A 14,754-nucleotide genomic window follows, 5' to 3' on the forward strand; every position below is an offset into this window, starting at 1 on the left:
CCTAACGGCCTGGTACCAGCGGCAGGCGCCGGAGGGGGCGGTGACCTGGACGGCGGCGTTGGAGGGCTGGGAGCTGAAGCCGGTGGCGCTCACCGACAGCGACCCCGACGACGCGGAGCAGGACAGCTTCACGTCGGGCCGGGCGACGCTAAACGAGCCTTCGCCACAAGAGAACGCTTCGGCCCCATCCAGAATGCACCAAGCTTTGACAGTCTTCTTTCCAAAGACATCTTGTAAATCATTTAACTGGATGGTACAAATCCAAGAATCGCCAGACCGTTTAGCCGGAATCCATTGGGACTTTCCGCCCTCGGACAATATTTGATATGAAACCGCATTCGGCTCTATTGCCCATTGTCCAGCGTTAACGGTAACTTGAGTCTCAGTTAAATCGAAAGACAGCGAGCACTTATTGTCACCAAACGTCTTAGAATCCACTTCAAAAGTCTCATTGTTCACCGTAACGTAAGCGCTGACTTTAAAAACGCCATATTCCCTATCAAAATCAAAGGAGGCACTCCAGCTGTGGTCCTTCTGATCGTACGCTTGAACCCAATCAACGCGCCCCGAGGGAGATTCAACCTTAAACGCAGCATTTGTGGGCTCTCCACCAGAGCATTTCAAGGTCATATCGATTTTTTTGCCTGATTTTTTATATTCAAGCGAGCCATTAAACCATGTTGATTTGGGGAACTGGGAAATGATGGCATCCGCGTCAGCTTCGCCAAGTCGCTTGCATCCTTCATCATTAAAATAATTCCAGACATCACCGGCATTTGAAATGAAGCCATGTTCAATCAAGATACCCGGAATCCCTTGCTCACGCGCACAGCGAATAACGGCAAACTCATAACCGAGCTCCATCTGGAATACACCACGGTAGGTTAAGCCAAGAGCATGCAGGTTATTCATTACTTTCTGAGCGAGCTCAACAGACGCCTGGGTATAGCTCGTGCCATTGGCCGTAGGCGCGTAAACCTCAGCACCATGCGCCGCAGAACTACCAGAGTTAATGTGAAAGCTCACAAAAGCTTGTGCGCCCTGCTTTACGCATCGCTGAACGCGGTACAGATAATCGTTGCTGCCGTAAGATCCACTTTGCTCTCGAGACATCACAACCTTAAAGCCGTATCGCTCAAGTTTGGCCTTGCAGGCAACAGCAATCTTCCAAGTTAGATCTGCCTCGCTCTTCCCATTACCTTGAGCGCCGGGATCAACGCCGCCATGACCAGGATCAAGAGCAATAACATACGCACCGTTCACAGCAGTATCGGTAAGAGAGAGAGATTGCACCCCATTTGAGGCGTTAAGCGCATCGCCAATCGTGGCAGCCTGAATCGCATCGCCAGAATCGTCTGAATAGTAGACAGACGAATTGACACTGCCTTCGACGAGGTCGTCGTCCACAGTGGCATTCGCATCAATGTCGAACGCATATCCGCATTGCATCAAATCGACACTGTGCTCCGTGGCATCGCCTTGCAGATGATAGGAGATCGAAATCAAATCATATCCGCACTCGGCATAATCCTTTCCGAACTGGAAAGCAGCTGTATTGGCATTAACTGCAGAAGATTCAACGAAAAAGGTATGACCCGTTGTGGACTCAAGTTCGAGCGTTGCGTCAACAATAACATCGGAATCATTTGGGGTCGCGAAAGCAATCACCTGGTTCGTACCGACCGGCAGTTGAGGGTAGGCGATATAAAGATACTGATACGAATCTGCTGAAACATCGCTGGCATCATCCAATACGGCGAAAGAATTGTCTTCTTCCGCAGATAGAATATCAGACTCGCTCTGGTTCTCAACGGAGGCAGAGGAGTCAGAGCCGCTAGTCGAGTCTGAATTGTCTGCAGAATCCGTGACATCAGCAGATGAATCCTGTTGAACAAGCTCTCCATTGATTGCATAGGCGGTAGCAACCGGCCCAATCAGAGGATTGAGTCCAATAACTAACGCTGCAACGAATACAACAAGCAGTCGCAGGTGACGTTTCATACAAACCCCAAATAGTTCGGAACAATGTTTAGACTTGTTGAATTATAGGGCATGCAGAGCAGAGGTAGACTAACGTGCGACAGGATGGCCGCCAAACGGCATCGAAAGTTCCATCGCGAAAACTGAATTTAAGGCAATTTCATTGAAAACAAACTAAATTCAATTATTGATGAAGAAGATGGAGGCTATAACGGTATTCGAGCATGGCATTTGCTTATCATAACGAAGGCAACATTGAGGATGCTCTCGATACCATTGCAACCCATTTTGGATTGACTATTTCGCACGCAATTGTTGTCAATTTGCTAGCCAATTAACTCCTCAATCAACCGCACCGTCTTGAGATACGAATGCGGGCGATCAAACTGCTCTTCTGCGATGGCGCGTGCCCTCTCCCCCATCCGCGAACGACGTTGCGGATCCTCAATAAGATCGACAAGCACCTCTGCCATTCCCTCAGCATCTCCGGGCTTCACATTCACGCCAAACCCATCTGCCTCAACCTTTGCCCTAAACTCTTTACTGCACGATGTATTGACCATGGGTTTTCCGGCGGCAAGATAGTCACCGATCTTGGTCACGATGCTCTGGGCGGCTTTTTCCACCAGCGAGTTGATTGTAATGTCGCTCTTGGAAAGCCATGCAGCCATTTGGCTATAAGGCAAATAGCCATGGAACACGACCTCGGCACCGCTAGAATGCGCTGCGGCCTTAAGATTGTCGCGCTCTGAGCCATCGCCCAAGATTTGCAGCTTAGCCTCGGGGTGAGTTTTCTGCACCAGCGCCATGGCCTTGACCAATGTCTCCAGGTCATAGCACGCGCTTAGCGTACCTGCATAGGAAACCCAAATGTCCCCAGCGGACTTATCAATCTGCGAAGCATGCGCAGCAATGCCAGCATCAAACTCGCACAGCTGATTACCAACATATACGGTTTCACTCGGAATGCCAGCTCGGGCATCACGCAAACCACGCTCGCGGTACTCATCCGAAGTGCCGACAATGGCATCGGCCATCTGATATACAGCTTTGGCCTGTCGATAAAACGGCGCGAACAAAATATCGGAAAGAACAGGAACGTCGAACGCCACACGGAAGGCCTCAGGCCAAAGATCATTAACATCGACCACAAATGGAATATTAAACTTATGGGCTGCCTTGCCAATCTCCCTAGCCACATCATTGGGCGGAATCTGACAATAAATTAAATCGTAGTCGTGATGCTCATCGAAATACTCCGACACCCGCTTGGCAACGACGTGATGCGCCCAGATACGCTGGGGGCACATATTCTTGGGGTAAAACGGCTCCTCAATAAATCGAATCGCATAGGCGTCGGTCCCGGCATCAAAATGCTCAACGTCGCGTTGACGTTTTTCCCAATGCTGAAATCCCGAAGTAATAAAATCGACATCATAGCCATGTTCATGCAGCAACGTTGCAAGAAATACATAGCGCGTTGCACCCTTGACCTCATTGCCAAGCTTGGCATCTTGCGTATAAATGGCAATTCGCTTCTTGTCTGTCATATCACTAATCCACTCTCACGGCTTTGTTAGGCACTCGTTTTATCGCGGCGCTCCCCTTTTTCGGCAGCTCGGCGATTGCCAAACAAACCGATACGCGAGAAAGCGAACCCAAAACCATTAGTGCGCAACGAATAGACGAACTCCGAGGCAAGATAGGCGACATATGCCAATTTATTGTCCGAAACAACTACACCGGTGAGCTGGGAATATGTCTGCTTAAATGCACCGCTAATGTGCAACATGCCCGAAACGATTTCAGGATTCATGCGTTTAAACAATGCCGCACAGCGAGCCTTAAGTGCCGGGTCCTCAAAAGCCCCCTGCTCAATAAGCCCACCAACATACCTAAAACCGATGGTATAGAAAGACTCGAGAATCCCCTTGTCGGAAATACTAAGTTCATCAACGATATCGGCCATATCATTCCAGCGAACAATAGGGAGATCGCTTGCTTTTTTAGCCGAAGAGGACGCAGGGAGGTCTTCCCGGTAGCAATAAAACGAGTCATCGGTATACACAATCGAGCGAGCCTGAGCAAGCGTTTGAATCAAGAAGGGATTGTCCACCCATCCGGCACCGGGCACCTCTTTAAAGCGAATGCCAAACTCGTCCAAAAAAGAACGCTTGTAAATTGCACTCCAAATGGAAGGGTGATGCTGGATCAGACGAGGATTATCCCGCAACGTAAACGGCTGCATCTTTGTATTAATTCGCTTGTAATAGGCGCAGTGACATACGTTCTCCTGTGGAGTACCGGGCATACACACACGCCAATATGCCGACTTCACAACATCGGGCTCTCCGTATGCATGGGCAAGGTCCATCAGTCTTGTATACATACCAGGCTTAAGGTAATCATCGGGCTCGACAATGGCAATGTACGCACCTCGAGACTCCTCAATTCCCCGATTGACCGTAGCACCATACCCCTGGTTCGGCTTATCAATAACGCGAATTCGGGAATCAATTTCCTCGTGGCGCCTCATGATTTCCAGTGAGTTATCAGTCGAGCCATCATTAAGGACAATAACCTCAAGCGATGCAAGGTCATCGGCCTCGATGCTCGTCAGGCACTGATCGAGATACTGTGCCGTATTAAAACACGGAACAATAACTGAGACCTCTATACGCTCATCAGAATGCAAATTGCTCGGCACTTAAACCCCTTTGGGAACGCAAATCAGAACTGTTTAATCCTAGCACAGCGGTATTAACCGCTAAAAAACTGCTCATACGCCCGCCCCTACAGCCGCTGGCATACTACGGACACATGCTTTCCATCAAAGCCAAACCCCCAGCGCATGCGGCCCACAGCAGGACGTGGCACGCGAATGTCGTCGAGACCGCTCCGTTCGATATCGAGCAATGCCTGCACTGACAGAAGCTCTAGGCCCAACGCATCGACATCGGGGTCGTACAGCATGCTGACCGAGATCAGCGGGCGGCTATCCAATATGCCAAGTGTATCCGCCGCATCAAAGGTATTGGCGGTCGGAAACACCTGGAAACCCCCAAACTCCGAACCGTGCGCTCGTTTTGTAACAGGGTCGGCATATCCAGGCAACCCAAAACAAAGACCCTGCAGTGCCAAACGAAAAGCCAGTAGCAAATCCGACTCGTCCCCATCGACGCCCAAATCATTAATAATTACGCCCAAAGCTCGCCTAACTGCACGCTCGTCTCCGCGGCAAAGACCCTCTTGGAAATCGTCGATAGTCTCGGCACTCTCGGCAGCGCACTCGAACCATTCGATAATCACATGACGCATCGCATACCGGAGCTCGTTATTGGGAAGGCGCAGGGCGCGGGGCAGACTGCCGTCCGCCTGGCGATCAGTCGCATCTGTCGTCAGGAGTCCACTCAAATACAAATCGGTCCAAATACCTTCCGCTGTCCCGGCATCAGGCTTCACGGCGTCCAAGCACAGTGGCGCCTCAACACAGCCATACGGATTAAGCAAATCAAACATTGCCGCAAGCCATCTTAAATCCCAGGCGCCCACAGTCTCGTTCAGACAATCGGCATAGCAACATACATCAAAGCGGGTTGGCGGCAGGCAGCCCCGAGCCAAGAACTCAACCACACGAGCCGGGTTCGAACAATAGAACCCGCCAAACCGGTAGCCTTCGAACCATTCGCGTGCGCAAGCCAGTCTGTCGCTCTGGCCAGTGTAATCTAGCAGCGCCCTGTTTTCGGCATCCGAAAAACCAAAGCGGCGATCGCACCAGCTCGACAAGGGCGAAGCCAAACAATACGGGCAGTTGCGATGCGCAAGTGCCGCCCGTGCGGGGCCGGGTCGCTCCCCCATCAAGCAAACCAGCCGCAAAGAATCGGTCGAGGCGACAATGCCGTCAAAGAGCAGGCGGTCAAGCAACTCGATAAAGCACGAGCCATAGGCGGCCTGCACCTGCATATGATTCGAAAACGCCGCGTCATACCCATCAACCAGCAGCACAACCTGTTCATCACATGCCATACGGAGGAGCTCGATTAACACGCCAAGAGCCGAATCGATCTCATCAGGAGCGGCAACACCGCGCGCTACGCGCTCGATATGGCGCACGTCGCCGCGCGCTAAATCGGGAACTTCCAGCAGCGGCAACAGACGAGCGCACTCACGAGCGACGGCATCGCGCATGGCGGCCTCGGCATCGGCGCCTCGATAGGAGGAAGCAGAAAAATCCAAAGCAATGACCGGATAGCGTGCATACTCATCACGATAGATGCCATCTTCTGCGTCCCATATTTGGCTACCGATGAAGAGATTGACGTTAGACGAGCCGGGCACAGGACGCTCCAGATAACATTTGAGCATGGAGAGGTTCATACTCTTGCCAAAACCATGAGGCCGACAACAGAGCGCCACAGTCGATTCGCAATCTAAGATATCGGCAATAAACATGGTCTTATCAACTAAAACACAATGATCGGCGGCGTCGGCAAAATCATGAATATCAATCGGCAGAACAGCATTTCCGACGGGATTGAGCAACTTTACGTCAAAGGTGTTATCAATATCATACATTGCCTGTTCAGACACCGTTTTATCTCCCCTTTTATAATAACGATGCCATTTTAGCGACCATCTTGATAACAATTTTGTAGTTCAACAAATGATTCGGGTAACGGCAGATGTGGCTCCATAAAGGGGGGCATAACAAAACGATTCGCAACAAATAGGGGTCCGGTGCTATCGCATCGGGCCCCTATTTCAATCCCTAAGGCAAAACACTCGCTGAGAGCCTACTTTTGGGCGTCTTTCTCCGCAGCGTCTTTGTTTTGCTGGTCAAGTTTATGCTTACCGCTCACAATAGACGTAGCGCCCAATGTGGCCAAGCTCGCGCTGGCAAGGCTCGCCATCAAAATCAAGTCACCCGTCTTGGGCATGCTGCCCTTAGAGGACTCAGTCGTCGTGGCTGAAGCAGTCGCAACCTTGGTTTTACCCTGGTTCTGGTCGGCGGCATCATCAACCAGGCCCTTGGACCCATTGTCGTCCGTGTGCTTGCCATCCTTATCAAGGCGGGGATCCTTCGATTCCGCACCGTCTGATTCCGTGCCCCTGTCGGAATCAGACCCCTTAGAACCCTCGTCCTTCGAATCGCCCTTAGCATCCTCGGTCTTTTCCGTAGCGCCCTGGTCGGAGCCATCCTTCTTGGAAGACGAGCTGCTGTTGATGTCAACCATCAGCGAGGAGCCAAACATGGAGCCAAGTTGTTCGCTCGCAGAGGGTTTGCCATTCGTCGACGAGTCGCTCGAACCGGCAGTCGATCCACCGGCGGAAGAACCAGACCCTGCCGCAGCATCTGCGGAATTCGAAGGCGAGGCAGACCCCGCGCTGCCGGCCGAACCGACATCGCCATTTCCATCGCTTGCTCCGGCATCGTTCGAAGGAGCATCGACGGTATCCTCGTCAACACCATTGGTATCGGCACTAGACCCAGAGGGAGCAACGGGAGCGGCGGGCGCCGGAGTCACGGGCTCGGGCTCGGGCTCAGGCTCAGGTTCAGGCTCGACCGGCGGCGTCGCCGCGGCCTCGTCCTCGGTAATATAGACCAGGCAATCCTTAAGCTCGTTCTTGTAACGGTTCTTCCAGCCCTCGTGATATTGCGGCTGGCTCGAGTACTTACGGGCAACGTTATTGACCACGCTGCTGGAAAGCGCCGTCACAAATTCACGGTCGGTCATATCGTTTGTAAGATTTGCCCAGCGGAAAAAGTCCTGGCAGCCATAGGTGCCGCACATGTTGGTGATGCTCCACACCATGCCCTTGACGCAATCGGCGCGGCCAGAGATATCAATACCAAGCGCGCTCTTGAGCCAGGCCTCGGTCACCGCGTAATAGGAGTTGTATGCATATGAATCTTGCAGCGCCGAGAACTCAGCCGGGTCGGCGTTATAGGCGCCCTGGAAGGCCTCCTGTGCAATGCGGCCCAGCTCTGTCAGCTGGCCGTTCGAATACATGGGGTTGCTTGCGTTGGAGATATCGCTCCCGCGGTCAATTACAGACTTAAGCATGCCGTACTTGGCAGAATCGTAGTTATAGACCTGCTTCATAAACGGGACGAGCGACCAGCGTCGGTCGAACTGGTAGTAACCGAGCGCGTTGTAACCATCGCCGTACGAAAAGCCCTGGTTATAGTTGCCGTGGCTCTCATACTTGGTAAAGTACTTCATCTCGCTGGTCACATTGACAAACGAGACGCCTTGGACCGACCTCAGCACGCCCGAAAAAGACTGCTGGGTATAAAGGCCCTTATCGATATCGGTGGCATCCGAGGCAACGCCCGGCGTGGGCTCATCCGCAGCAGCGGGCGCGGGCGCGGCAACGGCGCCAAACGAAAGCGCCAGCGTCAATCCGGCAACAATCGCAGAATGCTTGGGCTGCATAAGATCCTCCTTGCATTGGTGTAGTTAAAGTGCAGTTTGCAAAGATAGATTTAAGTATCGCAGCAAGACCGATGTCGTACAACAGCAACTCGACAAACGGTAACGCCCTCCGCGAAATCTTGAGGAATTGCGCTCGAGTTACAGCTTGATATCGAAGTTAATCTCGGGCACGGCCGCCAAGTCGGCCAACGTCACGCCGTCGACGTACTTTTCAATCACGTCGTCCAGACCGCGCCAGAACTTCACAGTAGAGCACAGATCGCTGCGAGTGCAGTTGTTATCGATGCCATCGCATGCGACGGGCGCCGTGCTGCCCTCGACGGCGCGCAGTATATCGCCGGCTCGCACCTCGGCCGGATCCACGGCCATCATGTAGCCGCCGCCCTTACCGCGCACACTCTTGAGCAGGCCCGCCTTCATAAGCGGACGGACCAGCTGCTCCAAATACTTTTGCGAAATATGCTCACGGTCGGCAATCTCGCGCAGGGCGATTTTGCCCTCGGCGTCACCGAGCGCCGCGATATAAATCATCAAACGGAGGGCATAGCGGCCCTTAGAAGAAATGAGCATACCTACCCTCCCGGTGCGCTTGAGACAAAATCATCAGCAGAGTTTGCCCCAGATGCCAAGCGTGTGGGACAGACGATCCCGATTATTATGTCCCACATCTGAAAAGTCGAGTGGATTAGTCGGGTTTTCCCTTGACTAACGCCGAACCCATAGTAACTTTATTCCGAGAAGATTCCTAGGGTTTAGTACACCTATGAGTACACCATATACAGAGAGGGACAGCATGAGCGCAAATCCGCTGCTTTCCATCGAAGGTCTGACCGCCTCCGTGGACGAGAAGACCATCCTCCACAACGTCAACCTCAACGTCGCCGCCGGCGAGACCCATGTGCTGATGGGGCCCAACGGCGCCGGCAAGTCCACCCTCGGCCACCTGGTCATGGGCGACCCCGTCTACACCGTGCAGAACGGCCGCATCGTCTTTGACGGCCAAGACATCACCGAGCTCACCACCGACAAGCGTTCGCGCGCCGGCCTGTTCCTGAGCTTCCAGGCTCCGGTCGAGATCCCGGGCGTGCCGCTGTCGAGCTTTTTGCGCGCCAGCATCGCCGGCCGCCCCGGCCTGGAGATGAAGGGCAAGGAATTCCGCCGTCGCGTCAAGGAGCTCGCGGCCGAGCTCAACATGGATACCGCTTACCTCAACCGTGAGCTGGGCGTAGGCTTCTCGGGCGGCGAGAAAAAGAAGGTCGAGATGCTCCAGCTTCTGCTGCTGCAGCCCAAACTCGCCATCCTGGACGAGACCGACTCCGGCCTGGACGTCGACGCCCTGTCCACCGTCAGCCACGGCATGGACGCCTACCGCAAGAGCTGCAACGGTTCCATGCTCATCATCACGCACAACACGCGCATCCTGGAGCACCTGGATGTCGACCGCGTCCACGTTATGGTCAAGGGCCACATCGTGCGCGAGGACGACGCCTCGCTGATCCCCTGGATCGACAAGAACGGCTTTGAGGCCTTCGAGCGCGAGGCTGCCGAGCAGCGCGCCCAGGCCGAGGCCGTCGCTGCCGAGCAGCAGGCGTAAAGGGGCGACGCAATGACCAAGAACCGCACCGAGGTCGCGGACATCGACCGCAGCCTCTACGACTTCACCTATGGCGAGGAGGGATTCGAGCGCCTCGACGCCGGCATCACGCCCGACATCGTGCGCGAGATCAGCGCCAAGAAGGACGAGCCGCAGTGGATGCTCGACCTGCGCCTCAAGTCCCTCGAGATTTTCAACCGTTTTCCCGACCCGACGTGGGGCCCCTCCATCGAGGGCCTGGACATGGACAACATCGTCACCTACGTCAAGCCCAACACCGACCAAAAGCACGACTGGGAGTCGGTGCCCGACGACATCAAGAACACCTTTGAGCGCCTGGGCATCCCCGAGGCCGAGCGCAGCTACCTGGCGGGCGTCGGCGCGCAGTACGACTCCGAGCTCGTCTACCACAACATGCAGGACACCGCGTCCAAGATGGGCATCGTCTACTCCGGCATCGAGGAGGCCCTGCACGACCCGCGGTGGGAGCCGCTCATCCACGAGAAGTTTATGACGCTCATCCCGCCCACCGACCACAAGTTTGCGGCCCTGCACGGCGCCGTGTGGTCGGGCGGCTCGTTTGTCTACGTGCCCAAGGGCACCAAGCTCGATTTTCCGCTGCAGAGCTACTTCCGCCTCAACGCCAAGGGCGCCGGCCAGTTTGAGCACACGCTCATCATCGTCGAGGACGACGCCGACCTGCACTTTATCGAGGGCTGCTCCGCGCCCAAGTACAACGTGGCCAACCTCCACGCCGGCGCTGTGGAGCTCTTTGTGGGCAAGCGTGCGCACCTGCGCTATTCGACCATCGAGAACTGGTCCAAGAACATGTACAACCTCAACACCAAGCGTGCGCGCGTGGATGAGGACGGCGACATCGAGTGGATCAGCGGCTCCTTCGGCAGCCACGTGGGCTACCTCTACCCCATGAGCGTGCTCAACGGCCGCCGCGCCCGCTCGAGCTTTACCGGCATCACCTTTGCCGGCGCCGGCCAGAACCTCGATACCGGCTGCAAAGTCGTACTCAACGCGCCCGAGACCTCGGCGACCGTCGAGACCAAGGGCATCTCCAAGAGCGGTGGCATCCAGACCTTCCGCAGCTCCATCGTGGCCACGCCCAAGGCCGAGGGCTCCAAGGCAACCGTGAGCTGTCAGTCGCTCATGCTCGACGACCAGAGCCGCTCCGACACCATCCCCGCCATGGACATCCGCGCCAAGAACGTCGACATCGGCCACGAGGCCACCATCGGCCGCATTGGCGACGACAAGGTGTTCTATCTGATGAGCCGCGGCATCTCGGAGGAAGAGGCCCGCACCATGATCGTCAACGGCTTTGCCAACCCGGTCTCCAAGGAGCTGCCGCTGGAGTACGCCGTCGAGATGAACAACCTGATCAAGCTCGAGATGGAAGGAGCGATCGGATAATGAAACAGACCACCAACACGCCGAACGCATTTACGTCATCCGAGCTTCTGCAGTGCGACGTATCGGGAGCGACGAGCCCGACGACGCGTACTAAAGGTACGCGAGGAGGGTCGGAGCCCCGAGACGGCGTGCTGCAGGAGATCGGGGGCGTCAACGCGATGCCGGCTGCCACATGGGGTTGGCTCAAGATGAACCAAACCAAGCTCGAGCTTTCGGACGAACTTGCTGCCGCTCCTGCCGAGGCCGTTGAGGTCGAAGGCCTGGACGAGCAGATCCATGGTGCGGGCGACGCCTTCGACACCGCCATGGACGCCATGGCCGAGCGCTTCCCCGAGCGCCGCGCCTCCGCCCCCGGCGACGCCGCCGATCGCGCCCGCATCACACCCGAGACCGAGCTCGACGTGCCTGCCACTTCCGTCTACCAGGCCGGCGCCATCAAGCTCGAGGAGGAGCTCTCCCCCGCCGAGGCCTTCGAGACCGGCATGGGCGAGGCCGCCTACACCTATCTGGCCGACCACGCCACCAAGCGCATCGTCATCGATGTGCCCGCCTACGGCCGTGCCACGGTCACCGTGCGCGTGAGCGGCGTCGACGCCGCCGCTGCCATCGCCGCCATCGATGTCGTCGCCCGTCCGCAGGCAACGCTCAACCTGCAGATCGCCCTGGACTCCCCCGTTACCGGCGAAGGCGTCGTGGGCTCCGTGCTGCGTGTGTGCGCCCACGAGTACGCCACCGTCAACGTTGCCTGTACGCAGACGCTCGACGACAGCTGGATCACGCTCGACGACACCGGCCTGTTCCTGGACGAAGGCGCACGCGTCAACGTGCAGCACACCGTACTGGGTGCCGGCGCCAGCGCCACCGGCCTTGCCGGCGACCTGCTGGGCGACACCGCCAAGGTGACGATCGATACCGATTACCTGGGCGCCCGCCAGCAGGTGCGCGACTTTAACTACGAACTTCGTCACCGCGGCCGCAAGACCGAGTGCGAAATCGATGCCAACGGTGTACTGACCGGCACGTCCAAGAAGGTCTACCGCGGCACCATCGACCTCGTGCACGGCTGCAAGGGTGCCGTCGGCACCGAGCGCGAGACGGTGCTCTTGGCCAACAAGGGCGTCGACAACAAGACCGTTCCCGTCATCCTCTGCGACGAGGACGACGTCGCCGGCAACCATGGCGCCACCATCGGCCACGTCCGCGACGAGCAGCTGTTCTACCTCGCCTGCCGCGGCCTTGACCAAAATGCCGCCGAGGACCTGTTCATCCGTGCCAAGCTGGAGGACGCCGCACTTTCCGCCGCCGACGAGCGCATCCGCGCCGCCGTCGTCCGCTTGGGCAACAACCTGATCGATAACTTTGAGGAGGAGCTCGCATGATCGACACCGAGCACGTTAAATGCGATACCTGTACTGCCCCCGAGCCCATGGAGTTCGACGCCAGCGACGAGGCCTCGCGCGGCTGGCCTACCGTCGACATCGAGACCAATCCCTACAAGGCGCAGTTCCCGCTGTTCCAGCAGCACCCCGAGATCGCCTTCCTCGATAGCGCCGCCACCGCGCAGCGCCCCGCCTGCGTGCTCGACGCCGAGCGTGACTTCTACCAGCGTATGAACGCCAACCCCCTGCGCGGCCTGTACTCGCTGTCCGTCGAGGCCACCGAGGCCATCGCCAAGGTCCGCCAGCAGATCGCCGACCTCATCGGCGCCTCCCAGGCCAACGAGATCGTCTTCACCCGCAACACGAGCGAGTCGCTCAACCTGGTCGCCAAGAGCTTTGCGCCCACGGTGCTCGAACCCGGTGACGAGGTCGTCATCACCATCATGGAGCACCACTCCAACCTGATTCCGTGGCAGCAGGTCTGCCGCGAGACCGGCGCCAAGCTCGTCTACCTCTACCCCACCAAGACCGGTCAGCTCACAACCGAGGAGGTTCTATCCAAGGTGGGCCCCAAGACCAAGATCTTGGCCGTGGGTCAGATCTCTAACGTGCTGGGCGTCGAGAACCCGGTCAAGAATCTCGGCAAGCTCGTGCACAAGCACGGCGGCTATCTGGTCGTCGACGGCGCGCAGTCGCTGCCGCACATGCCGGTCAACGTGGCCGATCTGGGCGCCGACTTCTTTGCCTTTAGCGCGCACAAGGCCATGGGCCCCATGGGCATCGGCGTGCTGTGGGGCAAGATGGATCTGCTCAACGCCATGCCGCCCATGCTTACCGGTGGCGAGATGATCGATTCGGTCACCGAGCAGGACGCCGTCTGGGCGCCCGTCCCCGAGAAGTTCGAGGCCGGTACGCAGAACGCCGCCGGCATCTTCGCCACGGGCGCGGCGCTTGATTACCTGGTCAATACGGTGGGCTACGAAAACATCCAGGCACGAGAGCAGGCACTCGTCCACTACCTGATGGGCGAGCTCATGCAGCTCGACTTTGTCCAGATCATCGGCTCCATCTATTGGGACAACCACCACGGGGTCGTCAGCTTTAACGTCAAGGGCATCCACCCTCACGACGTCGCGAGCATCATGGACATGGACGGCGTCTGCATCCGTGCCGGTCACCACTGCGCGCAGCCGCTGCTCACCTGGCTGGGCGTCGAGAACCTTGCCTGCTGCCGCGCCAGCGTGGCCTTCTACAACGACAAGGCCGATATCGATAAGTTCATCGCCGGCCTGCATCACGTTTGGAGCACGTTCAATGGGTAATCTGTACACCTCCACCACGTTTATGGAGCACAACTCCCACCCCGACTACAAGTACGAGATGGATGCGCCCACGCACGAACACGACGGCATCAACCCCAGCTGCGGCGATGAGCTCACCCTGCAGCTGCGTGTCGAGAACGATGTGATCGAGGAGGCCTCGTTTACCGGGCACGGCTGCGCCATCAGCCAGGCCAGCGCCGACATCATGGCCGACCTCATCACGGGCGAAACGGTCGAGGAGGCTCGTCGTCTGGCAGGGCTTTTCCTCGCCATGATCCGCGGCGAGGAGCTCTCCGAGGAAGACTTGGAAGACTTGGACGAGGCTGCTCAGCTCCAGGACATCTCACACATGCCCGCCCGCGTCAAATGCGCCGAGCTCGCCTGGCGCACCCTCGACGGCATGCTCGAGGGTCAGGCTAACCAGTAACGGATGCCCCGAATCCAAGGTTTTTGATTGCCGAGCCGCCCGATACGGGCGGCTCGGCTTTTTCATAACGAGCGCACGCGCAGCCACGCTTCCGGCGCCCAATCTGTCATTTATCGCACGGCCAACCGCAAGCACAAGCGTTTTTCACAGTACCAAAGGCTTGCCACAGGGCCACGGGGCACGCCGAGCA

The 14,754-nt window shown here is 56.9% G+C and carries 11 protein-coding genes; 5 read left to right on the forward strand and 6 right to left on the reverse strand.

Annotated features, from left to right (window positions below; genetic code table 11):
* The 6 genes from ACTQXI_RS01070 to ACTQXI_RS01095 all read right to left on the reverse strand — a co-directional run.
* The coding region (locus ACTQXI_RS01070) for an N-acetylmuramoyl-L-alanine amidase (protein WP_441548139.1) at positions 1-2,001 on the reverse strand (2,001 nt) is incomplete at its 3' end.
* A gap of 305 nt (positions 2,002-2,306) precedes the next feature.
* A complete protein-coding gene (locus ACTQXI_RS01075) occupies positions 2,307-3,530 on the reverse strand; it encodes a glycosyltransferase family 4 protein (RefSeq protein ID WP_441548140.1) in 1,224 nt (407 codons plus the stop codon).
* 26 nt (positions 3,531-3,556) lie between these two features.
* Complete coding sequence (locus ACTQXI_RS01080; RefSeq protein ID WP_441548141.1) at positions 3,557-4,687, reverse strand: glycosyltransferase; 1,131 nt, start codon at positions 4,685-4,687, stop codon at positions 3,557-3,559.
* An 86-nt stretch (positions 4,688-4,773) separates the two neighbouring features.
* Entirely contained in the window at positions 4,774-6,555 is a 1,782-nt protein-coding gene (locus ACTQXI_RS01085) for an AAA family ATPase (RefSeq protein ID WP_441548142.1), read from the reverse strand.
* A gap of 218 nt (positions 6,556-6,773) precedes the next feature.
* The gene (locus ACTQXI_RS01090; protein WP_441548143.1) at positions 6,774-8,417 is read right to left on the reverse strand and encodes a hypothetical protein; all 1,644 of its coding nucleotides are present in this window, start codon (positions 8,415-8,417) and stop codon (positions 6,774-6,776) included.
* A 138-nt stretch (positions 8,418-8,555) separates the two neighbouring features.
* Positions 8,556-8,987 carry an RrF2 family transcriptional regulator gene (locus ACTQXI_RS01095; protein ID WP_154518293.1) on the reverse strand — a complete coding sequence of 144 codons (432 nt, stop codon included), beginning with the start codon at positions 8,985-8,987 and terminating at the stop codon, positions 8,556-8,558.
* A 223-nt stretch (positions 8,988-9,210) separates the two neighbouring features.
* Between ACTQXI_RS01095 and sufC the strand changes: the two genes are divergently transcribed.
* Genes sufC through sufU form a run of 5 tightly spaced genes read left to right on the forward strand, consistent with a single transcriptional unit; the run spans position 9,211 to position 14,564 of the window.
* Positions 9,211-10,011 (forward strand): Fe-S cluster assembly ATPase SufC, encoded by an 801-nt coding sequence (sufC, locus tag ACTQXI_RS01100; RefSeq protein WP_427747480.1) that lies wholly within the window; start codon positions 9,211-9,213, stop codon positions 10,009-10,011.
* Positions 10,012-10,023: 12 nt separating this feature from the next.
* Complete coding sequence (gene sufB / locus ACTQXI_RS01105) at positions 10,024-11,436, forward strand: Fe-S cluster assembly protein SufB (RefSeq protein ID WP_427794570.1); 1,413 nt, start codon at positions 10,024-10,026, stop codon at positions 11,434-11,436.
* Entirely contained in the window at positions 11,436-12,815 is a 1,380-nt protein-coding gene (locus ACTQXI_RS01110; RefSeq protein ID WP_441048150.1) for a SufB/SufD family protein, read from the forward strand. Before sufB ends, ACTQXI_RS01110 begins: the two co-directional genes overlap by 1 nt.
* The gene (locus ACTQXI_RS01115) at positions 12,812-14,137 is read left to right on the forward strand and encodes an aminotransferase class V-fold PLP-dependent enzyme (protein ID WP_441048151.1); all 1,326 of its coding nucleotides are present in this window, start codon (positions 12,812-12,814) and stop codon (positions 14,135-14,137) included. Before ACTQXI_RS01110 ends, ACTQXI_RS01115 begins: the two co-directional genes overlap by 4 nt.
* Positions 14,130-14,564 (forward strand): Fe-S cluster assembly sulfur transfer protein SufU, encoded by a 435-nt coding sequence (gene sufU, locus ACTQXI_RS01120; RefSeq protein WP_427718807.1) that lies wholly within the window; start codon positions 14,130-14,132, stop codon positions 14,562-14,564. The genes ACTQXI_RS01115 and sufU overlap by 8 nt, the downstream gene beginning before the upstream one ends.
* Positions 14,565-14,754 lie beyond the last annotated feature (190 nt).

The sequence above is a fragment of the Collinsella sp. LCP19S3_C9 genome (assembly GCF_052121575.1).
Taxonomy (GTDB): Bacteria; Actinomycetota; Coriobacteriia; order Coriobacteriales; family Coriobacteriaceae; genus Collinsella.

Bases quoted from the DNA above. Each gene is read 5' to 3' on its own strand.
- ACTQXI_RS01075 (WP_441548140.1), bottom strand. From the start codon at position 3,530: ATGACAGACAAGAAGCGAATTGCCATTTATACGCAAGATGCCAAGCTT.
- ACTQXI_RS01085 (WP_441548142.1), bottom strand. From the start codon at position 6,555: ATGTATGATATTGATAACACCTTTGACGTAAAGTTGCTCAATCCCGTC.
- ACTQXI_RS01090 (WP_441548143.1), bottom strand. From the start codon at position 8,417: ATGCAGCCCAAGCATTCTGCGATTGTTGCCGGATTGACGCTGGCGCTT.
- ACTQXI_RS01095 (WP_154518293.1), bottom strand. From the start codon at position 8,987: ATGCTCATTTCTTCTAAGGGCCGCTATGCCCTCCGTTTGATGATTTAT.
- sufC (WP_427747480.1), top strand. From the start codon at position 9,211: ATGAGCGCAAATCCGCTGCTTTCCATCGAAGGTCTGACCGCCTCCGTG.
- sufB (WP_427794570.1), top strand. From the start codon at position 10,024: ATGACCAAGAACCGCACCGAGGTCGCGGACATCGACCGCAGCCTCTAC.
- ACTQXI_RS01110 (WP_441048150.1), top strand. From the start codon at position 11,436: ATGAAACAGACCACCAACACGCCGAACGCATTTACGTCATCCGAGCTT.
- ACTQXI_RS01115 (WP_441048151.1), top strand. From the start codon at position 12,812: ATGATCGACACCGAGCACGTTAAATGCGATACCTGTACTGCCCCCGAG.
- sufU (WP_427718807.1), top strand. From the start codon at position 14,130: ATGGGTAATCTGTACACCTCCACCACGTTTATGGAGCACAACTCCCAC.